Here is a 25,924-nt window from a genome sequence, read left to right as displayed (position 1 = left end):
CCATGCGTCAAACGTTCATTGTCGGCGGGAGAAGAACGGCATTTGGCAAGTTCGGCGGCATGTTCAAGGACGTGAAAGCCGTCCAGCTGGGAGCAGCTTCAATAAAGGGAGCTATCGAAAATAGCGGAATCACAGCTGATCAGGTCGATGGCGTCATCATGGGGATGGTTCTCCAAGCAGGCTGCGGGCAAAACCCGGCGCGACAAGCCGCAAGGCTGGCGGGCCTCGATTGGAGCGTACCCTCGGAAACGATCAACAAAGTATGCGCCTCTGGACTTCGTGCCATCACCTTGGCGGATCAAATGATACGTGCGGGAGAGGCCGATACGATTGTGGCTGGCGGAATGGAGAGCATGAGCCATGCTCCATTCGCGATCCAGAAAGCGAGATGGGGAAGCAGGCTTGGACATACCGAGCTGACCGACCTTTTGATCTATGATGGCTTGCTCTGTCCGTTTGACGATGTACAAATGGCGGTTCATGCAAACCGGGTTGCAGCAGAATTTGGCATAAGCCGGTCGGAGCAGGACGAATGGGCTTTGAGAAGCCATATGCGCGCGTGCTCAGCGATTTCAAATCATTTGTTCGAGGAGGAAATCATTCCTTATTCAACTACTGCAAGCGCTATTATCAGCATGGATGAAAGCCCGCGCGCCGATACAAGTAGCAACAAGCTGGCTCAGCTTAAGCCTCTGCACGGTCCAACGGGTACGATCACCGCAGGCAACGCGCCCGGCTTAAATGATGGAGCTGCTACATTCGTATTGATGTCTGACGAGGCGGCGCTGCAAGGCGGGTATCAACGGCTTGCCAAAATCATCGCTCATGCCGCGATTGCAACCGAGGCTCCGTACTTAGCGACCGCCCCCGCGATTGCTATACAGAAGCTTTTGCGGAAAACGGGTCTTTCGCTGCCGGACATCGATTTATTTGAGGTAAATGAAGCTTTTGCCTCCGTCATACTGACTTGCGGCAAAATACTCGGCTGGGATGAGGAGAAGGTCAATGTAAACGGCGGGGCAGTTGCACTCGGCCATCCGATTGGGGCAAGCGGCGCCAGAATTGTGCTTACGCTCATTCACGAATTGAAGCGCCGGGGCGGCGGACTCGGCATTGCCGCCATTTGCAGCGGCGGCGCGCAGGGAGATGCAGTACTGATTCAGGTGGACGGCTGAAGAAGAGGTGATACGATGACTTTTCGCAAGGTTACTGTAATTGGAGCTGGGCAAATGGGAAGCGGCATCGCTCAGACGCTTGCCCGAAGCGGCCATCTGGTGACGCTTTACGACATCGAGACGGATGCCGTTGCGCGAGGTGTAGCTTCCATCAACTCGGCAGTGTCCCGCTTAGTCGCAAAAGGGAAAATGAACGATGAGGAGCGATTGAAGCTGCTTGGCAATTTGGAATGCTCAGTGGATCTTGCTGGCGCTTCGAATGCGGAGCTTGTCATTGAAGCAGCACCGGAGCGAATGGAGACGAAGAAGGTTTTGTTTAAGCAGCTGGACCAGATCTGCGGTCCGGATACGATTTTGGCGACGAATACCTCATCCTTATCCATCACCGATATTGCAGCCTCAACGAAGCGGCCGCAGCTCGTTATCGGCATGCATTTCATGAACCCTGTTACCGTGATGCCGCTTGTTGAGATTATTCGAGGGCTTGCGACATCGGACGAAACGTTCGAGAAAATTAAAGCTTTGACGCATATACTGGGCAAAACGCCGGTTGAGGTGCATGACTTTCCAGGCTTCGTCTCCAACCGCATCTTAATGCCGATGATTAATGAAGCGATTTACACCGTGTATGAGGGAGTGGCAGAGCCGGAAGCGGTGGACCAAGTCATGCGTCTTGGCATGAACCATCCGATGGGGCCGCTTACGCTGGCTGATTTTATTGGACTCGATACTTGCTTAGCTATTATGGAGACGCTGCATCAGGGGTTTGGCGATTCAAAGTATAGGCCGTGTCCTTTGCTGCGCAAATATGTGCAGGCCGGATGGCTGGGATGCAAGACGAAACGTGGATTTTACAATTACGATTAAAGGCGGGGAACGGTTTTACCGAGAGGGGGCAAGGAAGTGGAGCTCCGGTATACACAGGAACAAGCAGAGCTTCGGAGAGCGGTCCAACAATTTGCTGAGACAGAAATTGCCCCAGCCGTACCGATCATGGAACAAAGCGACAAATTTCCCGGCTCATTGATTCGCAAGATGGCTGCCGCAGGATTAATGGGCATTCCGATTCCGAAGCAGTGGAGCGGCGCTGGCGCGGACTTTGTATCCTACATCATTGCGATTAATGAAATAGCTAAGGTGAGCGCGGCGGTTGGCGTCATTTTGTCCGTGCATACTTCAGTCGGCACCTTTCCGATTTATCAATATGGCACACAGGAGCAAGTTGAAAAATATGTGCGCAGCCTTGCGGCTGGCGATAGCTTAGGGGCATTTGCATTAACCGAGCCTCATGCTGGCTCAGATGCCTCATCCATCCGAACATCGGCCGTGCGAGACGGTGATCATTATATTTTGAACGGGACGAAGCTGTTTATTACAAATGCGGGAGCAGCAGACGTCTATGTCACCTTCGCGGTTACCGACTCTTCCAAGGGAGCTCGCGGCATTACCGCATTTATTATAGAGAGCGACGCGCCTGGACTTACGGTCGGCAAAAAAGAAAAGAAGATGGGGCTGCATGGCTCTAACACCTGCGAATTGATATTTGATCAGTTGAAAGTGCCGGTCTCGCAGCGCCTTGGCGAGGAAGGAAACGGGTTTGCGATTGCCAAAGGCTCGCTTGATGGCGGCAGAATCGGTATCGGGGCGCAAGCGCTCGGGATTGCGCAAGCCGCGCTCGAGGTGCTGAATCGCCGATTTAATCCATATGTTACGGGCGAGGCTAAAGCATTTGATAAGCTTCAGAATCGGCATGCTAGACTAGCCGATTTGACCGCACAGGTGGAAGCGGCTCGTTTACTCGTCTATCATGCCGCTTATTTGCGTCAGGAAGGGCTGCCTTGCACGAAGAATGCTTCTATCGCCAAAATGTTCGCCTCCGACACAGCCGTTGCGGTCACTAGCGCGGCGGTGCAAATGCTGGGAGCAGAGGGCTGCATGAAAGAGCAATCCGTGGAACGTTTTTTTCGCGATGCGAAGGTTACTCAAATTTACGAAGGAACGAATGAGATTCATAGAATCGTAATCAGCAGCCAATTGCTTAAATAGACGACTTCTTATCGAAAAGGCGGTGGCGAAATGGGTCTATCTCCCGGGCAGCGTCTTCGCGAGGCGCTTAACGTCGAAAAACCTCTGCAAGTCGCGGGTACGATACATGCCTATTCAGCTCTATTGGCGGAACGGGCCGGATTTCGAGCCTTATATTTATCTGGCGCAGGCGTCGCTAACGCCTCATTTGGGCTGCCTGATCTCGGCATTACGTCGCTGCAGGATGGTTTGGAGGAAGTAAGAAGAATTACGGGCGCGACCGAGCTACCGCTGCTCGTTGATGCGGACACAGGCTTTGGCGGAGCGTTCCAAATCGCCCGCACGATTAAGGAAATGAATCGCGCAGGCGCCGCCGGCGTTCATATCGAGGATCAAATTTCGGCTAAACGATGCGGGCACCGGCCTAATAAATCCATCGTTAGCAAAGCGGAAATGGTTGATCGCATTAAAGCAGCGGCAGACGCAAGAGCGGATGAACAGTTTGTCATTATGGCGCGTACGGATGCGCTTGCCAATGAAGGCTTACAGTCGGCGATAGATCGGGCGTGCGCTTGCGTCGAAGCCGGGGCGGATATGATTTTCCCGGAGGCTGTCACTAAGCTTGAAGACTATCAGGCGTTCGCCGATGCGGTTAAGGTGCCAATACTGGCCAACATTACCGAATTTGGCCAAACGCCGCTGTTCACAGTCGATGAGCTGGCTAAGTCCGGCGTAAGTCTGGCTCTTTACCCATTATCAGCCTTTCGTGCAATGAGTGCCGCGGCTAAGCTCGTATATGAGACGATCCGGCAGGAAGGCACGCAAAAAAATGTCATTAGCCATATGCAGACGCGTGCAGAGCTTTATGATTACCTAGACTATTTCAGCTTCGAGAAAAAGCTTGATCAGCTGTATGGCAGACGGGAGGAGGAGACAAGCGATGGCGACTAAAAAACCGGGCGGCCTCGCCGAGGTCATTGCTGGACAAACCGCGATTTCAACCGTCGGCAAGGAGGGAAAGGGGCTTACTTATCGCGGGTATTCGATCGGTGATCTCGCAGGAAAAGGTTCCTTTGAGGAAACCGCCTATTTGCTCCTATACGCCAAACTCCCGAATGAGACGGAATTGAGGCAGTATAAGCACAAGCTGCTTCATCTGCGCAAGCTGCCCCAAAGCTTGCTCACGATCTTGGAGCAGCTGCCTGGGAGCACGCATCCGATGGATGTTCTTCGTACCGGTATTTCCGCGCTTGCCGCCTTTGAACCGGAGTCCGATTCTAATAATCAATTCGATATCGCCGACAGACTAATCGCAAGCTGCGCTTCCATCCTGCTGTACTGGCATCATTACAGCAGAGATGGCAGCCGGATCGATACGGCTACGGATAATGACAGCATTGCCGGGCATTTTCTCCAGCTGCTGCATGGTAACAAGCCAAGCGAGCTTCATGAGAAGGCTTTGGATGTTTCTCTCATCTTGTATGCGGAGCATGAGTTTAACGCATCCACATTCGCAGCGCGCGTGACGACCTCTACTTTGTCCGATATATACTCTGCCGTAACGACCGGAATCGGGACGCTGCGCGGAAATCTGCACGGCGGCGCAAATGAAGCGGCAATGGCATTAATCGAGCAATATACGAGCCCGGGTGATGCGGAAAACGGCGTTAAGCAATTGCTGAAGGACAAAAAATTGATTATGGGCTTTGGCCACCGCGTATATTCGGTCTCTGATCCAAGATCGGATTTGATTAAGGCATGGTCGAGAAAGCTTTCTGAGAACGATGGCGATATGACGCTTTATCATGTCTCTGAGCGAATTGAACAGATCATGTGGAAGGAGAAAAAGCTCTTTCCGAACCTTGATTTCTATAGCGCATCCGCATACCGGCTAATGGGCATTCCAACAGCGCTCTTCACCCCAATCTTTGTTATTTCTCGGCTGAGCGGCTGGTCTGCGCATATTACCGAGCAGCGTGCCAACAACCGGCTCATTCGTCCAAATGCGGATTATATCGGACCCGAGCCTGCGCCTTGGCTTCCATTCGAGCAACGATCCTAAGAAAAACGGGGAGGAGGAGCTTCATATGACCACGCCAACCAGCAATAACAGACCCGAGCCCGATCAAGTGCTAGTTGAAATCGCTATGTATGCTGCTAATCATACAATCAATAGCGAAGAGGCGTACCAAACGGCGCGGCATTGCCTTATGGACACGCTCGGCTGCGGACTGCTCGCGCTCCGTTATCCGGAATGCACGAAGCTGCTAGGGCCTACCGTTAAAGGAACGTATGTGCCAAACGGGGCACGCGTACCCGGCACCGCCTATCAGCTCGATCCAATTACTGCCGCCTTTAATATCGGCTGCATGATTCGGTGGCTTGACTATAACGATACTTGGCTGGCAGCCGAATGGGGACACCCTTCCGATAATTTAGGCGGCATCCTTGCTGTTGCAGATTATATAAGCAGAAATAACATCGCGGAAGGAAAAGCGCCTTTAACGATGCGCGACGTACTGACTGCCATGATCAAAGCCCATGAAATTCAAGGCGTCCTCGCCCTTGAAAACAGCTTTAACCGGGTAGGGCTCGATCATGTCATTCTCGTAAAAGTCGCCTCGACGGCAGTCGTGACGGCTTTGCTCGGAGGAACGCAGGAAGAGATTATCGCAGCCGTATCGCAGGCATGGCTAGACGGCCATTCGCTGCGCACCTACCGGCATTCCCCAAATACGGGGAGTCGCAAATCATGGGCAGCAGGCGACGCGACAAGCCGCGCCGTTCGGCTTGCGCTTATGGCGGTGCAGGGCGAAATGGGTTATCCTTCCGCGCTGAGTGCGCCGGGGTGGGGGTTCTATGATGTGCTCTATAAAGGAAACTCCTTTGCCATCAATCGCGGCTTTGATTCGTACGTAATGGAGAATGTATTGTTCAAAATCGCATATCCTGCAGAATTTCATGGGCAAACAGCCGTCGAATGTGCCATGCAGCTGCACCCGTTCGTCAAAGATAGACTGCATGAAATAGATAAAATCGTCCTCACAACGCATGAATCCGCCTTGCGCATTATTGATAAGACGGGGACGCTCCACAATCCGGCGGATCGCGACCATTGTCTGCAGTACATGGTGGCCATCGGCCTGCTGTTCGGAAATTTGACAGCAGATCATTATGAAGATGAGGCTGCGCAAGACCCGCGTATCGATGAGCTTCGCCTGAAAATGGTTACCGCCGAGGAGCCGGCCTATTCGCAGGATTATCTAGATCCTAACAAACGCTCGATCGCAAACGCGATCCAGGTTTATTTTACGGATGGAACGACGTCAGAGAAGAAAGAAGTCGAGTACCCGATCGGCCATCGGCGCAGGCGCACGGAAGCGATCCCGCTTCTTCAGCGTAAATTCGAATCCAATCTGAGAACCTGTTTTCCCGCCAAGCAAATCCAGCGAATCATCGAGCAATGCGGTGACCAGCAGACGTTGGAATCGACTCCCGTGCATCAGTTTGTGGACCTTTTTGTCATATAAGCGAATGCCTGCGTGAAGCGCAGGTTTTTCTTTTTATATTTGACGAATTGTCAAGCTAAGTGCGACACCTCTTCCATGAAGGCTTCGTGAGCCGACCTCCACCCGAGACATTTACGAGGGCGGTTGTTAATCAAACGAATTGCATCGGCGAGTTGGTCATCGGTAACGGAAGCGAAGTCATGCCCTTTAGGGAAGAATTCCCGAAGGAGACCGTTTGCGTTCTCGTTAGAGCCTCTCTGCCAAGAAGAATAGGGATCGGCGAAGTAGACCTTCACGTTATACACAGCTTCTAGGCTCGCGTAGCAGGCAAACTCTTTGCCACGATCAGTTGTCGCCGTCTGGCAAGTGCCGTGTGGGTATTGGCTGAGCACGACACCGAAGGCGACCTCCATCGAGTGGGCCGTTCGATCAGGCATCTTCAGTGCAATGTACAGTCGCGTCTTTCGTTCGATGAAGGTAGCGGCGCAGGCCTTGCTTTTGCCACGGCTGGAAACCACGGTATCAAGCTCCCAATGACCGAACGTCGTACGCTTACGGACTTCTTTCGGTCGCTTGCTGATCGGCGTACCGACGAGGAAGCGACCACGTGTTTCCATCGGCTTTTGACGCTTGCCCTTATGTCGTAGTACGTTGGCTCCCGCTGCGAGGCGCCCCCCGTATAGCCATCTGTAGATCGTCTTGAAGCACACGAAAGGTTTCCCTTCGGTACGACGCTTCTCGGCGATCTGCTCAGGGGACCAGGTCTCATGCAGCTTCAGTTTGAGTTCTTCAGCAAGTACCTTGGTATATTTACCGACAGGCACGCTAGAAGCTCTCCGCTCATGGGACGCTTCTTGGGCAGAGCTAGCCGCATAAGTCCCGTTCTTCTTACTGCCGCTACGTGCCAGTTCTCGTGCGATAGTAGAAGGATGTCGACCTAGCTCATGCCCAATCTTGCGGCATGACCAGCCCAATCGATGCAGCGCTTCTAGTTGTCCTCGTTCAATTATGTTAAGATGGGAGTAGCTCATGTTGGTTTCTCCTGTACAAAATGGTGGTGTGGTAACTTCCATTTTACACGAAGCCTGCATGGGCCTTTTGTTTTTCTAGGTGTCGCACTTCATATTACAATTCGTCATTTAAAAATTTTTGTAGCTTTTCTGTAACTTATTGCCCCCCGCAAACGTTATATTCTATAAGTAAGCCGAATAAAAATATACACCATATAGAAGGAGCGTCTGCGCTATGAAAAAATATACATTAATCGCTGTTGCTGCGATAGCTTGTCTCACGGCCTTTAGCTTTGCGCCGACGGGAGGCCGTGAATATACACCGGTAGAGCAAACGCCGAACATGCAAACGGGCTACATCGAAAGCGTCCATAAGCAAAATAATCATTACGTGTTGTCCATTGATCAAATCGATTGGTTTGAAGGTCAGCAAGCCATTGATAAATTTTTGGAGCTTGAAGGGGATTCAGGCCTTGATGGCCCGCCGGATGGCTATTATATCGTCAATGATGATGAAACCCTTCATGACTTGCCAATCGCTGACGATGCCAAAGTACTTATGCAAATTTATAACCGTACAGGCAATGTGAATGAAGCGGATATCGTCTGGAATGAACCGATTACCGTTGAAAAATTCGCTCAGCTATTAGATACGGAAGATGATCTTAACATGAAGAGCTTTCCGTATCATCTGACCGTTAAGGACGGGGAAATCGTTCAGATCGTACAGCAGTACGTCCCATAAACACAAGCAAAGTCGCGGAAACGCGGCTTTTTTTTATTTTATAAATTCTACATGCAAATATCAATTGACATCCGAGTTCATTGAAACTAATATAGTTACATTGAGAGGTGAGGATATGGGATCAAACAGCCATTTTACGATAGCGCTGCATATTTTATCGCGAATTGAAATGGAGCATGATAAGAGCCAGCCCTATATTTCTTCGGAGCTGATCGCGCGGAGCGTGAACACGCACGCCGTGTTTATTCGCCGTATATTGAGCGCTTTGAATAAAGCTGGTTTAGTAGAGGTGCGTCGCGGTGGTGTCAATGGCGGCTGGATACTCGCAAAATCGGCAGAGGATATTACGCTGCTCGATGTATATGATGCAGTAGAGGAGAAGCCCTTAAACGGACTGCATCATAGCGAGCCTAATCGCGCATGTCCGATCGGCAGAGGCATACAACCCGCCTTGTATAAATATTATGAATCTGCAGAAGCGGCGTTTCGTCATGATCTCGCGAAAACAACGTTAGCTACGCTTGTAGCCGAGACGCTTGAACACGCTGCAAAAGAGTAAGATTTTTTGTGGGTTCAAATACAACCAAGTCAGTTACATTTGAAGAGAAGAGAGGTGACATCATGATAAAAGAACGTCCTGCTTCAACCTTTTATTACGGCTGGATCGTCGTTGCGATTGCGTTTCTAACCTTGCTTGTATCCGCCGCTATCAGCTCTGTACCGAGCGTATTGATGCTGTCGCTTGAGAAGGAGTTCGGCTGGGACCGCAGCGCGATCTCAGGCGCGGTATCGATTCGAATTCTGCTGTACGGATTGATGGGACCATTCTCCGCCGCATTAATGGCCCGTTACGGCATTCGAAAAATAATGGTTATTGCGATGGTGCTGTTAATGGCGAGCATGTCGCTAACGCCGCTCATTACGCAAATTTGGCAATTTGTACTCCTTTGGGGAGTGTTTGTTGGACTTGGAACAGGCGCGCTTGCCAACGTTCTTGGCGTGACCATTGCGAACCGCTGGTTCGTGAAGCATAAAGGGCTTGTCATAGGTTTGCTTACGGCAAGCGCAGCAACGGGACAACTATTATTCCTTCCGGTAATCGCAAAAATAACCAGTGATATCGGATGGCGATATTCCGTCTATTCCGTTGTTGCCGTGCTGCTGCTGCTTATTCCCGTCGTTGCGATTTGGATGCGGAACCATCCTTACGATGTAGGAAGAGCGCCGCTTGGTGAAACAGCGGTCGTTAAGCCAGCGCCATTTGTAGGCAACCTCTTTTTATCGCCCATTCTTGTCCTTATATCGGCAAGCAAGAGCGGAACGTTCTGGCTGCTGGCAGGAACCTTTTTCTTATGCGGTTTCTCCACGAATGGGCTGATCGGCACTCATCTTATTCCGGCATGCGGCGACTTTCAAATTCCGATCGTCATAGCTGCCGGCTTGTTATCGCTTATGGGCTTGTTTGATTTAGTGGGCACCACCATGTCAGGCTGGCTAACGGATCGATTTGACAGCAGATGGCTGCTGCTATGGTATTACGGCCTTCGCGGACTCTCGCTTATTTTTCTGCCCTATGCGCTTGGTGCGGGATATACGCAGCTATTGATTTTCTCCGTTTTCTACGGGCTCGATTGGATCGCAACCGTGCCGCCTACTGCTAAGCTGACCTCCGACACATTCGGCAAGGAGAAGGCCGGCATGATATTCGGCTGGATCGTCGTTGCCCATCAGGCAGGCGCATCGATTGCTGCCTACGGAGCAGGCATGATGCGGGATTTGCTTGGCAATTATACCGTTCCTTTCGTGCTGGCTGGCTTCTTATGCTTATTTGCAGCCGTGATGTCGCTTCGCATTCGCGGTGCAAGGAAGACGGCTTCGCTGACTTAATCATTTACGCGCAAAAAAAGGGTAAGACGCCAATTCCGGCAGCTTACCCTTTTTTCCGTGCTCTTACTGTTAACCGTCAATCTCTTCCGGCTTCATATATTTTTTGCGCAAGCATGGCGGGATCCATCTTGGTTGCCGACATATGATCGCTGCTTCCTTGAATATAACGGAAGAGACCAAGCCGACCGGACATATGGGGGTGCCAGCCGTATTCGCTGCTGTATTGAGGCAGCACATTATCTTGAGTAAAGAAAACATAGCTTCTTGGCGTGGCGAGGCTGTAAAACTTTTTGAGATCCAGCTTTTCGAATAGCGGTTTTGCCGGTTCTGGCGTAATTTTATTGTATATAAGCTGTGCTACATCGAGGGGCGCTACATTGACAAAGGTATCGCGGAAAAAAGCGAAGGGGAGCATGATTGTATCATCCTTCGAGCTGTCCCTTAGCTGCTGAAAAAAGCCCAAAGCGGCTGGCGGAATTTCGTCCGATGCCGATTCTCCGTCATTCAGTACGAAAGCATCCCAAAATACAAGTCGTTTGATGCGGTTTGAAACTTGCTCAGCTACCTTTTGAACGACAGTTCCGCCAAAGCTGTGACCTACCAAAATTATCTGCTGAAGATTATGGGCGAGAATAAAATCAACGACGGATTTGGTTATCATTCCATGAGTGACGTTTTTGTCGGTCAGCACGCCGTGTCCCGCATATTCCGGCGTATACACGATATGGCCCATTTGCCGCAATACCGCAGCCGTCTCGTCCCAGAAGCTTGCATCCGCCCATGAGCCATGAACAAGCACGAAGGTAAGAGCAGGCGGGTAGTTAGGCATATGACGTTCATAAATTGGATAGGTGTTTACGTATGGATAATTCCAGTTCATCCCATATTGTTCGTAGGCATACATCTTTCATTTCCCCTCAAGATCAGATAGTTCAGCATATGCCTATTTTTCTGCGAGGTTCTTTATTAACCAATCATTTAAAATATTGCGTAACCGTACCTTTGCCATTTTCCACTCCCACATTAGCGTAAGCACCATTGATGAACGTCATTTGCGGCGGAACATGTCCACAATCGATGTTGTAAACAATCGGGATATTCAACTCCTCAGAGAGATCGTTATACACATCCTCAACCGAATAATCCTCAAACGTCTGATTTGCAGGACTTCGCCCAAACAGAATACCCGAACAGTTGTTAAACCAGCCGGCGAGCTTCATCTGAACGATTGATCTTCGCAAATCCGCTGTATTCAGCTCGCAATTTTCAAGAAACCATATAATAGGCTCGTTATCGATCATTTGTTTTTGAAAATAATGCAGGTCGCCATATGGCGTGCCGATTAAATGCCTGATAACGTCTATGCAGCCGCCCAACAATCGTCCGCTTATGTTTGCATTCGCATTGGAGTGAGTTTCCCAGCAGGTCGGTTCGGTTAGCTGGAAGACGCAAGGTGAAGGGGAGGCAAAATTCCAATCCTTCTGATATTTTGGCGAAGAATGCTGAATATTCGATTCACCCGCCCTGGTTGATAAAACCGATTGCCAGCTTGCGGTCGTGGCATCTGAATATTCTCCTCGTAGATCAACGAAATTCGTTCCATGAGCAGTCGCTATGCCAGTTTTTAATGTAATAGCTAGCAATAATACACTTATATCCGAATATCCAAGTATCCATTTGTTGGGAAAATGCTCATAATCGAGATGTTCAACGATTTCGATTAACAATTCGCCGCCCCAAGGCGGAATAATGAGCTGGATTTGGTCATCCTGCATCATTTCATTCAGCTCTTTCGCACGAATCGGAGCGGAGGCGGATTTGGCTTTATGCTGCGTCCAAACCGTTTCACCGCAAATGACTTGATACCCTTTAGCTTGCATGCTGCTTGTCGCTAATTGTACTAAATCATGCCTTTCAGCTTTCACACCTGATGAAGGAGCGGTTACGCCAATCGTTGCTCTTTCCTCTAAAAAAGGATATTTAATCATATCGTCCTCCTAATCGATTTTCCTCTTCAGATCTGTTCGTTGGCCTTTGACGCTTCAAGCTGGTCTAAAATGTCCAACAATTGCTTGCGGCTGTCGCTTGGCAAAGTGGCAAGCACCTTCTCGGCGGCTTCACCCATGGCGGCGCGCGCTTTCTGGATCAGCGGAGGAGCGGAGTCGCTTAGCTGAATAAAGGTGGCGCGGCGATCCTCTGGATCGGGCACGCGGACGATCAGCTTTTCATGCTCCAAGGCATCGACGAACTGGGTGACGGTACGCGCTTTGATGCCTATTTTGGCAGCCAAATCACTCATTCGGATAGGAGCGGATTCCGATACGGCAATTAAAAAACGCAGTCTCGGTCCAGTCAGGTAAGCTGGGATATGCAGCGCAATAAGCTCGGCTTCAAACTGTTGGTGGAGTTGATGCGTCGTTTTGAACAGGCTTTGCAATACATCGCCTGCTGTAACCATTACTTCTGATGAAGACCGCTTAGATGGGGTCATAATAATCCTCCTTGACGAATCCCTAATTGCTGAGTATACTCACCTTATTAACGATATAGTGAGTATACACAATATATTTATACTCTGTATTTTTCAATTGTAGCCCACGATAAATGGTTTTGCAAAATAAAGTTCGTTCCACGGAGGAGAGACAAATGACAGCCAAAATGATGCAAGCGATTCGATATCATCAATTCGGAGGACCGGAAGTGCTGCAGCTTGAACAGATACCCCGTCCCGTGCCTGCAGCTGGAGAAGTGCTCATTCGAGTACATGCAGCAGGCGTGCTGCCGGTCGATTGGAAAATTCGAACGGGAAAATTTCCGATGCCGATTAAGTTTCCTTGGATCCCGGGGACAGCTCTGTCAGGCGTTGTTGAAGAGATAGGTCCTGGCGTAACCGCGCTGCAAAAGGGGCAAGCAGTGTTTGGGCGAAGCACGGCAGGAGCCTATGCGGAATATGCGACGGCTAAGGCAGAAGCGCTTGCACGCAAGCCAGACTCGCTCAGCTTCGATGAGGCTGCGACGATATCTGGCGGCGCAACGACCGCCTGGCAAGCTCTTATTCATGAAGGCGGCTTGAAGGCAGGGGATCGGGTGCTTATTCATGGCGCTGCAGGAGGCGTAGGTTTGTTTGCCGTCCAGTTCGCAAAGTGGAAGGGTGCCCACATTATCGCTACCTGTGGGACGGATAATGTTGGTTTTGTCCGTTCATTAGGGGCAAACGAGGTGATCGATTATACGGAGAGCCGATTCGAAGAGCATGCAAGCCAAGTTGATCACCTGCTGGATACGGTGGGAGGGGATACGCTTGCACGTTCCTGGTCCGTTGTCCGAAAGGGAGGAACGCTTGTTTCTATTGCCGGACAGCCGGCACCGGATCGCGCGGAGCAATTAGGAGTTAGGATATTAAGGCCAAGCTTGCCAGGCAAGGCACAGCTAGAGGAGATCGCAGCATTAATGGATAAAGGCTGCGTCCAAACCTTTATCCAGCAAGCCTTACCATTAACAGACGCACAGCTAGCCCATGAGAGAAGCCAGATCGGCCACGGCCGAGGAAGAATCGTGCTGCATATTGCTGATTAAATCCCTTTAAGAATGAATCGTTTTACGATTATTCGGACGCATTCGAAAGCTATGGCGCGCTGATTTCAAGTGTGGAATTTTAGATTTCGCCGAGGCTAGAGTAGCGTTAATTTCGCCTCCAAGCATGATGATGATTGAGCTGATGTATAGCCAGATCAACAGAATGATCATTCCTCCAAGGCTGCCATAGGTTTTCGAATAGTTGCCAAAGTTGTTCATATAAAATTGGAATAAAAGGGATGTAACGATCCAGCCGAAGGTTGTAAAGACGGCTCCCGGCAGCACCTCTCTGAAGCCGAGCCGTCTGCTCGGCACGATCCAATAAAGCAGAGTAAAGGCTCCGATCATCGCCGCAATGGGAATCACATATTTTAAAACGCCCCAAGTCCACTCAAATCCATCCGGATAATTCAACCACTCAAACAGATATTGTCCAATCGCTTTTCCGAAGATCAGCATCACCATGACGATCATAATAACGACCACAAGAAAAATCGTCGAGACTATCGAGATGCCCCGCACTTTCCAGAATGGACGCTCCTCTTCAAGATCATAGGCTTTATTCAAGCCTTTAATAATGGCATTAATGCCGTTTGATGCCGACCAGATCGTAGCGACCATGCCGAAGGAGAGCAGCGTGCCGCTGCTGTTGTTCATCACTTCCGTCAATATGCCGCTAATCGTATCGCTCGCATCGGAAGGAAGCATGCGAATGAGCTCACTGATAACGCTATCCCCTGACAGCTCAATAAAGCTAAGCAAGCTGACCATAAAAATAAGAAACGGAAAAAACGACAAGATCAAATAATAAGTAAGCTGAGCGCCAAGCGCTTGTACATCATCCTCGCGAAAACGGGCGTATAAGCATTTCAAAAACTGAACCGTCTGCGTCATTCGCGTCATATGCGGTCACCATCCTTTATTTAAAATTAAACAAAAAGCTAAGAATACTAAACAAGTTGATTCAAAATGTAGGAAAAAACTCCGACCTGTCGAATAAGAGTATAGTCAAACATATTTCAAACTAGGGAGTGGACCGATTGTTTTTACATTTTCTGCAATCCAAGGAACATAAACAAGCATTTCTAGAACTCGCGCATCTCGTAGCGAATGCCGATGGATTTGTCCACAAAAAGGAACGCGGCTTTTTACAATCGTTTATGGAAGAGATGGACATCGTGCAAACCGACTTTAGCTTCTCACAAGAAAAGCAGCTTTCGGATATCATCGGCGGCCTGGAAGACGAGCATGTGAAAAAAATCTTTTTTGCAGAAATTTTGCTGCTCATATTCGCTGATGGGGACTACAATGACGATGAGAAAAAAATTACGCACGATATGCAGAAGCTGTTCCGCTTTTCTGACGAGACCTATGAAAATTTAAAAGACTGGGTCATTCGAATGGATCAGCTGAAAATCGAAGGCTTAAAGCTTATTTTGAACCCTTAACCGATGAAGCTCGAACGATTAATTTCGATGATCTATATGCTGCTGAACAATGAGGTGCTTTCAGCCTCCGCCTTGGCAGAAAAATACAAGGTGTCCCAGCGCACGATCTATCGCGACATTGATGCGATATGCGCGGCAGGAATTCCGGTCGTATCGTTTCAAGGCGTTAACGGCGGGTACGGCATCATGGACTCGTATAAAATGGACAAAAGCCTGCTTGGCTCCTACGATGTAAGCTCGCTCATCACGATTCTTCACAGCATGTCTACCGTATTTGATGATGAACGGGCACTAGAGACGATCCATAAGCTGCAGACGCTGCAGCACGGCGAAGCATCGCCAAGCTTGACGATGGACATAGGAGGAAGCGGAGCCTACAACGATTCTCTTCGCATCCTCCGCGTAGCGATCACGGAATGCCGCGTCGTCCGCTTCGAATATGTCAATGCCAAGAGCGAGCGGAAGGAACGGTGCGTCGAGCCGATCAGCCTGCTTTATAAATATGACTCGTGGTATTTATACGGATTTTGCAGGGAACGCAAAGACTTCAGAGAGTTTAAGCTGCCGCGGATGGCTAATTTGCTTGCCTCTGCGGAATATTTTCAGAAGCATAGTCGATTGCCCGAAAGAGGCAACCGGTATGATGATGCGCAAATAGTGAGTAAAGTAAAAGTTATGCTCCATTTTTCAATTGAATACTTGGCACGTGCGATGGATTTTTACTATAGCGCGGAAAAAACCTTCAATGAAGATGGCACGCTGACGATGACGCTGGAAGTGGATACTTGGTCGGTGGAGCGATGGCTCATTCCGAGCTTGTTAAGCTTCGGGGACGGCGTAATCGTCGTTGAGCCTGCCGAGGTTCGAGACAGGGTTAAAGCGTCCATTGAAAAAATGTTGAAACGATATTCCGAAGTATGACACTCAGCTGTCATACTTTTTTTATTACACTGATAATAAGAAATACGAGATCAGAAGGAGTGTTTATCAGTGAAGCAACGTCAATCAAGCAGCCTTTCCATCGTCATTGCAGGCTTGCTGCTCGGAATTTTAATGGCATCCATGGACAATACGATCGTAGCCACGGCTATGGGCAATATCGTAGGCGAACTCGGAGGCATGGACAAATTCATTTGGGTAACATCCGCTTATATGGTAGCGGAGATGGCCGGCATGCCGATATTCGGAAAGCTGTCCGATATGTATGGGCGCAAAAAGTTTTTTATTTTCGGAATCATCGTGTTTATGGCTGGCTCCGCACTTTGCGGAACGGCTGGATCCATTACGGAGCTCGCTATCTTTCGGGCTATACAAGGCATCGGCGGTGGCGCGCTCGTACCGATTACGTTCACGATTATGTTCGACGCCGTTCCGCTTGAGAATCGCGGTAAATTGGGCGGACTGTTCGGTGCTGTTTTTGGCTTATCCAGCATCTTCGGACCATTGCTTGGAGCATTCATTACCGACCATATCGCTTGGCAATGGATTTTTTATATCAACCTCCCGCTAGGGTTGATTTCCTTTATCATGGTCACGTTTTTCTACAAGGAATCGCATGAGCATTCCAAGCAGCCAATCGATTGGTTAGGCGCGTTTACGCTTATTGGCGCCATCATTTGCCTCATGTTCGCTCTTGAGCTTGGCGGCAAATCATTCGCATGGCAATCGCCAATGATTTTGAGCTTGTTCGGAGGTTTTGCCGTTTTGTTGATCGCCTTTCTTATGGCTGAGAGGCGAGCGGAGGAGCCGATCATCTCTTTTGGACTGTTTAAAAACAAGCTGTACGCATCCAGTATTCTGGTGGCGCTGTTCAGCGGAGCCGCATTTATCGCAGCGTCGGTATACATCCCGATTTTTATTCAAGGGGTGCTCGGCGGGTCTGCAACAAATTCAGGCCTTGTCCTGCTGCCGATGATGGTCGGATCGGTCATTACCGCGACACTCGGGGGAAGTCTCATGAACAAGATTTCGTACCGCAACATCATGTTACCCACGCTTGCTTTATTAGCAATAGGAATCGCGCTTGTGGCCAGCCTTACTCCCGAATCGTCTCGACTGACGATCACCATCTATATGGTACTTATCGGTCTTGGGATCGGCGCGTCATTCTCCGTACTTAGCAATGCTGCTATCCATGGCCTGTCGTACCGCCAGAGGGGAACAGCTGGAGCAACGTTGAACTTTATACGTTCGTTAGGCATGACGATAGGCATTACAACGTTTGGCCTTATTCAAAGCCACTATTTTACGACCAAAATGTCGACGCTGTTCGGTACTAATGAGCAGGAGGGAATGCCTGAAGGGCTTGATCTCAAAGACCCTCACGCGCTGCTCTCGCCAGATACGCGGGCATTAATTCCATCCGATATGCTCGATAGCTTCTCTACCGCACTCTCAGCCTCAATCGTTCATACTTTCGCTTGGGCGGTCATCCCCGTCGGCTTCGCATTGCTGTCCGCCTTCTTCATGGGCCGCAAGAAGCTTGATGCTACGGCGGAATCAACGGAATATTCTTCGGCGCACTAGAGCGTGCTGCAATAAAAAACAGTACATAAACCTCCGCTTTCCAAATGGATGCGCGGGGGTTTATTTTGTTTTCTGCACCTTTGCAATGACGAGATATTAACATTCGCGATTTAATTTACCTACCGGATGTTAAAAAATAAAGGGGCGCCACTTATGAAAAACGAGAGCTTACTAATGAAGAACATTACGCGATCATGCGCCTGCTCAATGAATTCATGTTAACGATCGGTCGGAATGACACTTACGCAGCGCGGCTGATCCACATGCAGCAGCAATTTTTGGATGGCTTTCGGGATTTGTTGCAAAAGGGAGCCGAGCTAGGCGTCGTTTCACCGAGCCATACGGATTCCAAAGCCCATATGCTCGCATGATTGATCGATAATATATCCAATTTTATGATGATGCAAATGAAACCGAACTATAAGCAAATATGAAAAGACGCGGTGAACAGCGTTCTGATGAAAGGGTGGGAATGAATTGAACACGGATAAAAATCAGGCTACCGTACTTGAATTGTCCTCATCCGAAAAACTGCTCGTTTGGGTTGTGCCAAGCTTGCTCGGCCTAGTGTTAGGTTGGTTTATCCCAGCGATCGCACAGTGGGCGGCAGCACTGCCATGGGTTCCATTTGAAGGCATAATCAAGCTCATCGCTTCGCTTCATGGACCATGGGTTATTATCGCAACCACCTGCCTTGGGCTAATTGCCGGTCTATGCTTAACGCACGTCGCATTCAAGGAAAGCCTCGTTGCTCGCTTAACTGATCAAAGCGTTCATTTTAAAATAAATAACGAGGAAACGATCCTAAGCAAAGAAAAATTTCCGCTGCCTTTCTAGATGGGAAACTGCTCGTCATAAACGGGTTAAAGGGACAGGAGCTATTTCGCGAAAAACCTGAATCCAAAAAGCGAATATAAACGTTGGGTCCCCGATACGCCCGAACTTTCGGCAAGCGCAAATGCAGTGCTCAAAGCGCGTGAAAAGTCGCTGCAAAAAGGGGAGAAGGATGATCGTAAGGATTTGAAGGCCGAGCTCAGCAAGATAGGCATTTGTGTGCGTGATGAGGATAGACGCCAATATTGGCGCAAGTTTAATTTGTAAAATATTTCTTTTTTATAGTCGAAAATCATGCTATTATTGGACATATAAAAAAATTCATGCTGGGGAGAAAAAGAAGATGATTAATAGTCAGTCAAGCGGGTATAGAAAGCCCATGCAAAAATTAATGCTAACGTTTTTCTTTGCTTTACTTGTATCCGTGTTCGGGATGCTGATCGGCACGATGCTGCCAAGCGCTGCAAGAATTCCACTTTTCATTGTAGAAATCGGTCTTATTATCGCTATTGTGTTTCTCCGTAAATCCAAAGCGATCGGCTATTCGCTGATGTATGCGTTTATGGTCGTATCGGGTGCAACGCTTCAATTTGCTTTAAGCTATTATATTGCGTCCATGGGTTCAGGCATTGTCATCCAGACCGTAGCAGTAGCTGTTATCGTCTACGCCGGCCTTGCCGTTTATGCCACTTTCACGAAAGAGGATTTCCGGTTTCTAGGCGGATTCCTATTCGCTTCCTTGATCGGTCTCGTCGTTATCGGGCTTTTGCAATTTATTTTTCCTTTTGACGGGATGATGGAGACGTTGTTTTCAGGTTTTGGCTTACTTATCTTCATCGGCTATACGTTATATGATTTCAACCGGATGTCCAAAGAAGGCTTTGATGACAGTGATATCCCATTGATGGTCGTAAACATTTATCTTGATTTGGTGAACATCATTCTCTACGCGCTTCGTTTCGTCAAATCATTGCTTGATGATTAATAAAACAAAAGGTTAATCTTCTTCCAAGGAGATTAACCTTTTTTAATGGTCAAGGTTCCTTTAGTCGCGTGCTTCATCTATTTTTCCATCGTTTCGGCATGGCTGCAGTTTGGCGAATTTTGATTTACAGATAGACGGCTTACTTTAACCTTGCGGCTTGAAAACCATTTTTTGAAAAAGGATGCTTTCGGCAAACCATATTCGATAAATTCCCCTCGGCGCACTCGACGCTCCCATTCCTGCTCTTGATCTTTCCATAATTGCTCAGCGATATAATGGTTAAGACTCATACTCCATTTCCTCCTTAGAACGATAAACGTCCTTTTTTGTATAATGTTGGTCTCTTTATTATGCGGTCGCTAAAAGGGGATAAAAAGAGTATAATCATTTTCATATATTTCCCCTTTTATTTTAAACCGTCCGAATTGGCGTAAAGGAGGATGCTTTTTTGCTGACGAATGAACGTTATTTTTTGTTATATACGAAGTTTGCAAGTGCGGACGGAGCAGGCAAAGCAGTAGAGGTATCATTAGAGCAGCTGGCGGATGCTCTTTACTGTTCCTCCCGCAATGTGAAGCTCATCCTTCGGAAGCTTGAAGAAGAGGGTTACATCGAGTGGATGGCAGGGCGAGGGCGCGGCAACCGCTCGCAAATTACCTTTTTGCATGCCAAAGAGAAGAAACTGCTTGAGCTTGCGGAGCAGCTTGCCATGAAAGGCGAGTATAAGCATGCGTTTGAGCTTATAGATTGCTACGGGGAAGAGACGGCGGCAAGAAGCGTATTCGCAGAATGGCTCAACGGTCATTTCGGATATCGGACGATGCAGCTTAACGACAAGGAATCCGACATACTTCGGCTTCCCGTTCACAGGCCTATTTTGACACTTGACCCAAAGGATCTTTATTATGCGTTCAGCGCACATATGATTAAGCAGCTGTTCGACTGCCTCGTTCAATACGATCGTGCGGCAGGCAAAATCGTTCCGGCATTAGCTCATGCATGGGAGCATGACGGAACGGGCAGGGAATGGACCTTTCATCTCCGCAAGGGAGTTTTGTTCCATCACGGCAGGGAGCTGATTGCCGAGGATGTCGTCTATACGCTCAAACGTTTAGACGGCAGCAGCGCGTCGGCCTGGTTCGTACGCTCCATCGTAAAGGTTGAAACGATTGGCCAGCGAGCGGTCAGAATAAAGCTAGCTAATCCGAACTGGCTATTCCCAAGATTTCTATGCTCGCCGGGTTTATCGATCGTGCCTCATGACCTGGTGGAGCAGGATGAATTATTTTGGACGCATCCGGTTGGCACAGGGCCATTCCGGTTCGTGGATTGGACAGCAGACCGGTTCACGATGCAGGCGAACGCTGGTTATTTTCAAGGCAGAGCTCATTTGGACGGCGTCGTCATTGTCATCATGCCAGAGGATACGGTTGTCTATACGAAGAGCTGGGAACAGCTGCTCGTTGATCACGACCTAAGAGATATACAGCCGGAGCAAGGCTGGAAAAAAATCGAATCGATCTGCAACGGATGCAGCTTGCTCACATGGAATTTGGGCAAAGAGGGACCGCAGCGATCTGCTGCATTCCGCAAAGCCATTGATCTTCTCGTTGATCGGTCCCGTATGATAACGGAGCTTGGAGAGGATCGCATGTATCCTGCTCGGGGGTTCTATCCAAATGCCGCTTCCAACGAATGGACGGACCGATGCGAATTTGAGGAAGCGGCAGAGCTGCTCAAGCAATCGGGTTATGATGGAGAGGCGATTCGGATAAGCACCTACGGCATTCATGAACAGGATGCTATTTGGCTGCAGCGCCATTTGTCCGCATTCGGGATTGAAGTGATCGTCCAAATTGAGACTTGGATGAGCATACGAGACGCGATTGTACTTGATAACGCCGATTGTTTGCTTTATTGCGTCGTATTTGCTGAGGATGAGGTATGCTTAATCGAGCTATATGAACAGACCGGCAGCTTTCTGCGTGAACATCTAGACCCGCTCCTGCTAGGCTGGGTGAAAGAACAAATCGACCTTGCGCTCGCCTGCGAGCGGGCAGAGGATCGATGGGGTCAGCTGTTTGAAATCGAGAAAAAGCTGAAGGATGAAACGCATGTCCTCTTTTTGCTTCATAAGAAGCTGAATACGTTTTACAACCCGAACATTAAAGGGGTAGGCGTCAACTCCTTAGGCTGGATTGATTTTAAAGATATATGGTTAGAGCATACAGACACCAAAGAGAAACAATCGTTGAAATAGAAACATACGTTCGGTATAATGGTCATGTTACAGTATAAGGAGGAGTACCGATGAGCAGAATGCTGCGTTTTGAAATTCAAGTTGCTGATCCCGAGCAAGCAATCGCGTTTTATACGAATACGTTCCAATGGGAGTTTATGAAATTTCCAGGTCCACAGGATTATTGGTTTATTAAAACAGGCAATAGCGATGAACCGGGCATTGACGGCGGATTGATGAAATCCCCTGACGGCTCAACGAGAACGGTGAATTCGATTGAGGTTACCTCCATTGATGACTATTTAACGGCTGTAACTTCAAATGGCGGAACCGTAGTCGTTCCCAAAATGAGTATGCCCGGGATGGGTTATCTTGCTTATTTTACTGATCCTGCCGGCGTGCTCGTAGGCATCTCTCAAGCCGATCCTCATGCATAATCCCATCTAATCATGACAGTTAACCTCGCTTTGTTAAAAGCGAGGTTTTTTGCTGTTTATAGCGATGGAAATAAAAAAATGTCCATGAAAGTCATTTTTGTCAGCTATCCGACATTTTAGCGCCTGAAAATATGGTACTCTTCATATAACGCATCCGAATAGTCGGATTAATTGCAGCAGGAATGATCGAACTAGAGGTGGTTGAGGCAATGGATGAATTACAGGAGCAGACCGATTTGCAAGAAATGGATCGTCATAACGAGGTCATCCTTGGCGTTTTTCGCAAATATGGGGTCACGAAGAAATGTAGAAAAAATGAATTTGTTTTTCAGGAGAATGAGTCTCCTCTTGCAGCGCATTATGTGGAATCAGGGCTCATTAAAATTTCCCAATCCTCCCAAGAGGGTCAAGGGATCACTTTATTTCTGCGCTACCCGGGCGAAGTGTTCGGCAATGCAGAGATTCTTGCCAATCTTCAGCGCAGACGTTACGCCAAATGCTTGACGGATAGCCAATTAATTGTGCTTGAATCAAGGCAGTATCTTGAATTAGCCAAGGACGATGCTAGGTTTGCTTATTCATTGGCTGTAATAACAGCACGCAGGCTGCTGCAGACGCAGGATATGGTTGAAACGTTGATCAGCCGTCCGGTTGCGTGGCGGCTAGCGTGGTTTCTCGTCCAGATGGGCAAGCAAAAGGATGGCGTGCTTGAAGTGCAGCTTCAGCTAAGCCACGAGGAAATCTCGTATGTGATTGGCTGCAGCAGGCAAACCGTCACGGAATTGTTGAACAAGTGGCGCGAGAAAGAGCTAATTGCGTATACAAAGAAAAAAATAATTATGATTAATCCGAGCCGCTTCTTGTCAAGCATCTAAGAGGAAGCAGCCGAGTAGGGAGAGACCAAGCATGATCGATGTTGTAGATGTGAGTAAAGTGTTCGCACAGAAAAAAGGAACATCCTATACCGTGCTAGACGGTGCATCGTTCCATGTCAAACAGGGTGAATTTGTTTCGATCGTCGGTCCTTCGGGCTGCGGCAAATCTACACTCTTAAATCTCATAGCCGGATTTGAGTCATCGTATGAAGGATCTATTACCGTAAATGGAGAGCCAATAAAAGAACCGGGCTCCGACCGCGTCGTCGTGTTTCAAGAGCATGGTTTATTTCCTTGGTTAAGCGTTATCGACAATGTCGCTTTTGGGTTAAAGCAGCAGGGCGTATCAAAAAAGGAACGTTATGAGCGCGCCTTCGAGCAAATCAAATCGGTTCATTTAAGCAAATTTATTGATCGTTACCCCCATGAGCTCTCAGGCGGAATGAAGCAGCGCGTGGCGATTGCCAGAGCACTCGTCATGGAACCTGATATTTTATTGATGGATGAGCCGTTTGCTGCCTTAGACGAACAAACCAGATATATTTTGCAGAAGGATCTGGAACATATTTGGCTTAAAACTCGCAAAACGATTCTATTCATCACCCATAACATTCGTGAAGCGGTCATTTTGTCCGATCGCGTGCTCGTGATGTCGACGCAGCCTGGCAGAGTGAAGCAGCAATTTGCGATAAAGGCGGCAAGGCCGCATGATCATGCAGATCCATTAATTCATCATTATGAGAACAAAATAATGGAGGCGCTCACGGACGAGCTCGATAAGGTCGTAAGAGAGGAGCTCGGCAATGAATACCGCATTAAGAAGAACACTGTTTCTAGTTCTCCTGATCGTAATTTGGGAATTGGGATATAGAATCTTTGATTGGGGCTGGAAATTCCCTTCCCCGATCCAGACGCTGCAAGCCTTTTATTATGGGTTCACGGAAGGCCACATGCTTGAAGCCATCATTGCAAGCCTGCGCCGGCTATTGATTTCCTTTGCGATATCTATCGTTATTGGAACGACACTCGGGTTTTTATTTGCTCGCTATCGATTTTTTGATGAGACCTTTGGTTTCTTAGTCGTAGCGCTTCAGACCGTTCCGAGCATTGCATGGCTGCCATTTGCCATCATATGGTTCGGTCTTAATGATAACTCTGTCATTTTCATTACGACGATTGGTGCTACCTGGACGATGTCCATGGCGAGCCGGACGGGGATTAAACAAATTTCAACCATTCATTTGCGTGCGGCAAAAATGATGGGAGCAGGCAGCGGGTTTCGGCTCTTTTTTCAAGTTATGCTTCCGGCTGCCTTCCCGCAATTAATAACGGGCGTACGAGTTGCGTGGGCTTTCGCATGGCGGGCGCTTACTGCAGGCGAGCTCATTGCCAAGGGTGCCGGACTTGGTCAGACGCTTCAAGATAGCCGGGATATCGGCGATACGGCGACCATCCTCTGCGTAGTCATTATTATCGCGGTCATCGGAACGCTTTCCGACCATCTCTGCTTTAAACGGCTCGAAGATCAAATTTTAGTGCGCTTCGGCTTGCATGCAGCGAAGAAGTAGATCCGCAACCATTTTAATTTCTATTGGAGGCAAAACGATGAAAAAAATGATCGCAATAGTAAGTTTGCTGCTTGTTCTCACAGGTGTTCTTTCCGCATGCGGCTCGGACAGCAAGTCTGCTCAGGCAGAGGAGAAGGTAACGGTTAAGATCGGCTTATTAAAAAATGTCACTCACGCTCCAGGCTTCATCGCCTTAAAGAAAGGTTATTTGCAGGATGGCTTCGGGCCAAACATTACGATTGAAGTGACAGCCTTCGACAACGGCTCGGACTTCTCAACGGCGCTTGCGACAAACCAGATCGATTTAGGTTACGTCGGACCAGGACCGGCTATCAATCAATATTTGAAGAGCAAGAACATTCGGGTCATATCCGGTTCCAACAACGGCGGCGCCGTCTTAATTGCAGGCAAAGAGGCCGGAATCCATTCGGTTAGCGATCTAAAAGGCAAAACGGTATCCATTCCAACCAAAGGAAGCACCAATGAGATTTCTCTCCGCTTGCTGCTGCAGCAAGCAGGCTTACAGGTCACGACTAACACTTCCGGCGTTCAACTCATTACACGGAATCCGGCAGATACACTCGTTGCGATGCGGCAAAAGGAAATTGATGCAACGTTAATTCCTGAGCCATGGGGAACCCAAATGGTTGAAGAGGGCAGTGGCGTTGTGCTCGTTGATTGGGACAAAATTCCACCCAATGACGGTAATTATCCGCTTACGATACTGATGGCGAGCGATAAGTTCCTTAAGGAGCATCGCGAACTGGCTAAGAAAGCGATAAACGCCAATCTTGAAGGGATCAACTTCATTCAAGATCATCCCACCGAAGCGTACTCGTTAATTAGCGATGAACTGAAAGAGCTTAGCGGCAAAGGGATGGACACAGAGCTGATCAAAGCGGCGTTGGACCATTTGAATTTAACGCAAGCGGTTGATCTTGCTGTTATTAAAACGATGGCAAAAGTTTCTTTCGATGCTGGATATATAAAAGGGATCAAGGAAGATGGGCTTGATTTAAGTGAGTTTATCGATTTATCGCTGCTGGATGAAGTAAATAAAGAAAATAAATAGTTTGGAGGACATC

General features: G+C 48.6%; 28 protein-coding genes and 1 pseudogene. 23 read left to right on the top strand and 6 right to left on the bottom strand.

Annotated features, from left to right (window positions below; all coding sequences use genetic code 11):
* The first annotated feature begins 2 nt into the window (after positions 1-2).
* Genes A7975_RS05180 through A7975_RS05155 form a run of 6 tightly spaced genes read left to right on the top strand, consistent with a single transcriptional unit; the run spans position 3 to position 6,730 of the window.
* Positions 3-1,175 (top strand): acetyl-CoA C-acetyltransferase, encoded by a 1,173-nt coding sequence (locus A7975_RS05180; RefSeq protein ID WP_065384381.1) that lies wholly within the window; start codon positions 3-5, stop codon positions 1,173-1,175.
* A gap of 15 nt (positions 1,176-1,190) precedes the next feature.
* Positions 1,191-2,042, top strand: a complete 852-nt coding sequence (locus tag A7975_RS05175) for a 3-hydroxybutyryl-CoA dehydrogenase (protein ID WP_065384380.1) — start codon at positions 1,191-1,193, stop codon at positions 2,040-2,042.
* A gap of 36 nt (positions 2,043-2,078) precedes the next feature.
* Positions 2,079-3,221 (top strand): acyl-CoA dehydrogenase family protein, encoded by a 1,143-nt coding sequence (locus A7975_RS05170; protein ID WP_065384379.1) that lies wholly within the window; start codon positions 2,079-2,081, stop codon positions 3,219-3,221.
* A gap of 30 nt (positions 3,222-3,251) precedes the next feature.
* On the top strand, positions 3,252-4,151 hold the full coding sequence (gene prpB / locus A7975_RS05165; RefSeq protein ID WP_065384378.1) for a methylisocitrate lyase: 900 nt from the start codon (positions 3,252-3,254) through the stop codon (positions 4,149-4,151).
* Positions 4,141-5,262 (top strand): bifunctional 2-methylcitrate synthase/citrate synthase, encoded by a 1,122-nt coding sequence (prpC, locus tag A7975_RS05160; RefSeq protein ID WP_053376089.1) that lies wholly within the window; start codon positions 4,141-4,143, stop codon positions 5,260-5,262. The genes prpB and prpC overlap by 11 nt, the downstream gene beginning before the upstream one ends.
* Positions 5,263-5,287: 25 nt before the next feature.
* A complete protein-coding gene (locus A7975_RS05155; protein ID WP_065384377.1) occupies positions 5,288-6,730 on the top strand; it encodes a bifunctional 2-methylcitrate dehydratase/aconitate hydratase in 1,443 nt (480 codons plus the stop codon).
* 50 nt (positions 6,731-6,780) lie between these two features.
* Here the strand turns inward: A7975_RS05155 and A7975_RS05150 are convergent, their stop codons facing one another.
* On the bottom strand, positions 6,781-7,740 hold the full coding sequence (locus A7975_RS05150) for an IS30 family transposase (protein WP_065384376.1): 960 nt from the start codon (positions 7,738-7,740) through the stop codon (positions 6,781-6,783).
* Positions 7,741-7,954: 214 nt separating this feature from the next.
* On the opposite strand from A7975_RS05150, the gene A7975_RS05145 reads away from it, so the two are divergent.
* From A7975_RS05145 to A7975_RS05135, 3 genes are all read left to right on the top strand, one after another.
* A complete protein-coding gene (locus tag A7975_RS05145) occupies positions 7,955-8,464 on the top strand; it encodes a hypothetical protein (protein WP_053376087.1) in 510 nt (169 codons plus the stop codon).
* Positions 8,465-8,579: 115 nt separating this feature from the next.
* The gene (locus A7975_RS05140) at positions 8,580-9,023 is read left to right on the top strand and encodes an Rrf2 family transcriptional regulator (protein WP_065384375.1); all 444 of its coding nucleotides are present in this window, start codon (positions 8,580-8,582) and stop codon (positions 9,021-9,023) included.
* Between the two features lie 62 nt (positions 9,024-9,085).
* Positions 9,086-10,351 carry an MFS transporter gene (locus tag A7975_RS05135; RefSeq protein ID WP_176707667.1) on the top strand — a complete coding sequence of 422 codons (1,266 nt, stop codon included), beginning with the start codon at positions 9,086-9,088 and terminating at the stop codon, positions 10,349-10,351.
* Positions 10,352-10,427: 76 nt separating this feature from the next.
* Here the strand turns inward: A7975_RS05135 and A7975_RS05130 are convergent, their stop codons facing one another.
* The 3 genes from A7975_RS05130 to A7975_RS05120 all read right to left on the bottom strand — a co-directional run bounded on the left by A7975_RS05130 (position 10,428) and on the right by A7975_RS05120 (position 12,842).
* Complete coding sequence (locus A7975_RS05130; RefSeq protein ID WP_255314175.1) at positions 10,428-11,255, bottom strand: alpha/beta hydrolase; 828 nt, start codon at positions 11,253-11,255, stop codon at positions 10,428-10,430.
* A 70-nt stretch (positions 11,256-11,325) separates the two neighbouring features.
* Positions 11,326-12,339, bottom strand: coding sequence for a S66 family peptidase (locus A7975_RS05125; protein ID WP_065384374.1), 1,014 nt, complete (start codon positions 12,337-12,339; stop codon positions 11,326-11,328).
* A 26-nt stretch (positions 12,340-12,365) separates the two neighbouring features.
* Positions 12,366-12,842, bottom strand: a complete 477-nt coding sequence (locus A7975_RS05120; protein ID WP_065384373.1) for a MarR family winged helix-turn-helix transcriptional regulator — start codon at positions 12,840-12,842, stop codon at positions 12,366-12,368.
* Between the two features lie 155 nt (positions 12,843-12,997).
* Here A7975_RS05120 and A7975_RS05115 point away from each other — a divergent pair, with 155 nt between their 5' ends.
* The gene (locus tag A7975_RS05115; protein WP_082197976.1) at positions 12,998-13,927 is read left to right on the top strand and encodes an NADP-dependent oxidoreductase; all 930 of its coding nucleotides are present in this window, start codon (positions 12,998-13,000) and stop codon (positions 13,925-13,927) included.
* A gap of 6 nt (positions 13,928-13,933) precedes the next feature.
* On the opposite strand, the gene A7975_RS05110 is transcribed toward A7975_RS05115, so the two are convergent.
* A complete protein-coding gene (locus A7975_RS05110; RefSeq protein WP_063846097.1) occupies positions 13,934-14,830 on the bottom strand; it encodes a YihY/virulence factor BrkB family protein in 897 nt (298 codons plus the stop codon).
* Between the two features lie 137 nt (positions 14,831-14,967).
* On the opposite strand from A7975_RS05110, the gene A7975_RS05105 reads away from it, so the two are divergent.
* From A7975_RS05105 to A7975_RS05085, 7 genes and pseudogenes are all read left to right on the top strand, one after another.
* Entirely contained in the window at positions 14,968-15,375 is a 408-nt protein-coding gene (locus tag A7975_RS05105; protein ID WP_053376082.1) for a TerB family tellurite resistance protein, read from the top strand.
* Positions 15,376-15,378: 3 nt separating this feature from the next.
* A complete protein-coding gene (locus A7975_RS05100) occupies positions 15,379-16,296 on the top strand; it encodes a helix-turn-helix transcriptional regulator (protein ID WP_065384372.1) in 918 nt (305 codons plus the stop codon).
* A 69-nt stretch (positions 16,297-16,365) separates the two neighbouring features.
* On the top strand, positions 16,366-17,901 hold the full coding sequence (locus A7975_RS05095; protein WP_065384371.1) for an MDR family MFS transporter: 1,536 nt from the start codon (positions 16,366-16,368) through the stop codon (positions 17,899-17,901).
* Positions 17,902-18,095: 194 nt separating this feature from the next.
* Positions 18,096-18,272: a hypothetical protein gene (locus A7975_RS33990; protein WP_176707666.1), complete on the top strand. Its 177-nt coding sequence runs from the start codon at positions 18,096-18,098 to the stop codon at positions 18,270-18,272.
* A 175-nt stretch (positions 18,273-18,447) separates the two neighbouring features.
* Positions 18,448-18,818, top strand: a pseudogene (locus A7975_RS34685) (YqeB family protein).
* Positions 18,796-19,002 (top strand): CysS/YqeB C-terminal domain-containing protein, encoded by a 207-nt coding sequence (locus tag A7975_RS35610; RefSeq protein ID WP_483295905.1) that lies wholly within the window; start codon positions 18,796-18,798, stop codon positions 19,000-19,002. The pseudogene A7975_RS34685 and the gene A7975_RS35610 overlap by 23 nt, the downstream one beginning before the upstream one ends.
* 76 nt (positions 19,003-19,078) lie before the next feature.
* A complete protein-coding gene (locus A7975_RS05085; protein ID WP_065384370.1) occupies positions 19,079-19,720 on the top strand; it encodes a Bax inhibitor-1/YccA family protein in 642 nt (213 codons plus the stop codon).
* Between the two features lie 77 nt (positions 19,721-19,797).
* Here the strand turns inward: A7975_RS05085 and A7975_RS05080 are convergent, their stop codons facing one another.
* Entirely contained in the window at positions 19,798-20,010 is a 213-nt protein-coding gene (locus A7975_RS05080) for a hypothetical protein (RefSeq protein WP_065384369.1), read from the bottom strand.
* 158 nt (positions 20,011-20,168) lie between these two features.
* On the opposite strand from A7975_RS05080, the gene A7975_RS05075 reads away from it, so the two are divergent.
* The 6 genes from A7975_RS05075 to A7975_RS05050 all read left to right on the top strand — a co-directional run bounded on the left by A7975_RS05075 (position 20,169) and on the right by A7975_RS05050 (position 25,911).
* Positions 20,169-21,980 carry an SgrR family transcriptional regulator gene (locus A7975_RS05075; protein ID WP_082197974.1) on the top strand — a complete coding sequence of 604 codons (1,812 nt, stop codon included), beginning with the start codon at positions 20,169-20,171 and terminating at the stop codon, positions 21,978-21,980.
* A gap of 50 nt (positions 21,981-22,030) precedes the next feature.
* Positions 22,031-22,396, top strand: a complete 366-nt coding sequence (locus A7975_RS05070; RefSeq protein ID WP_065384368.1) for a VOC family protein — start codon at positions 22,031-22,033, stop codon at positions 22,394-22,396.
* A gap of 209 nt (positions 22,397-22,605) precedes the next feature.
* Positions 22,606-23,271, top strand: a complete 666-nt coding sequence (locus A7975_RS05065; RefSeq protein ID WP_053376074.1) for a Crp/Fnr family transcriptional regulator — start codon at positions 22,606-22,608, stop codon at positions 23,269-23,271.
* Positions 23,272-23,302: 31 nt separating this feature from the next.
* Positions 23,303-24,142: an ABC transporter ATP-binding protein gene (locus A7975_RS05060; RefSeq protein WP_065384367.1), complete on the top strand. Its 840-nt coding sequence runs from the start codon at positions 23,303-23,305 to the stop codon at positions 24,140-24,142.
* Complete coding sequence (locus tag A7975_RS05055) at positions 24,075-24,839, top strand: ABC transporter permease (RefSeq protein WP_065384366.1); 765 nt, start codon at positions 24,075-24,077, stop codon at positions 24,837-24,839. Before A7975_RS05060 ends, A7975_RS05055 begins: the two co-directional genes overlap by 68 nt.
* Positions 24,840-24,876: 37 nt before the next feature.
* A complete protein-coding gene (locus A7975_RS05050) occupies positions 24,877-25,911 on the top strand; it encodes an ABC transporter substrate-binding protein (RefSeq protein ID WP_065384365.1) in 1,035 nt (344 codons plus the stop codon).
* Positions 25,912-25,924: the final 13 nt, after the last annotated feature.

It is taken from the genome of Bacillus sp. FJAT-26390, from assembly GCF_001682865.1.
In the GTDB taxonomy this organism is placed as follows: domain Bacteria; phylum Bacillota; class Bacilli; order Paenibacillales; family Paenibacillaceae; genus Pristimantibacillus.
This window is presented reverse-complemented; position numbering and strand designations above follow the sequence as displayed.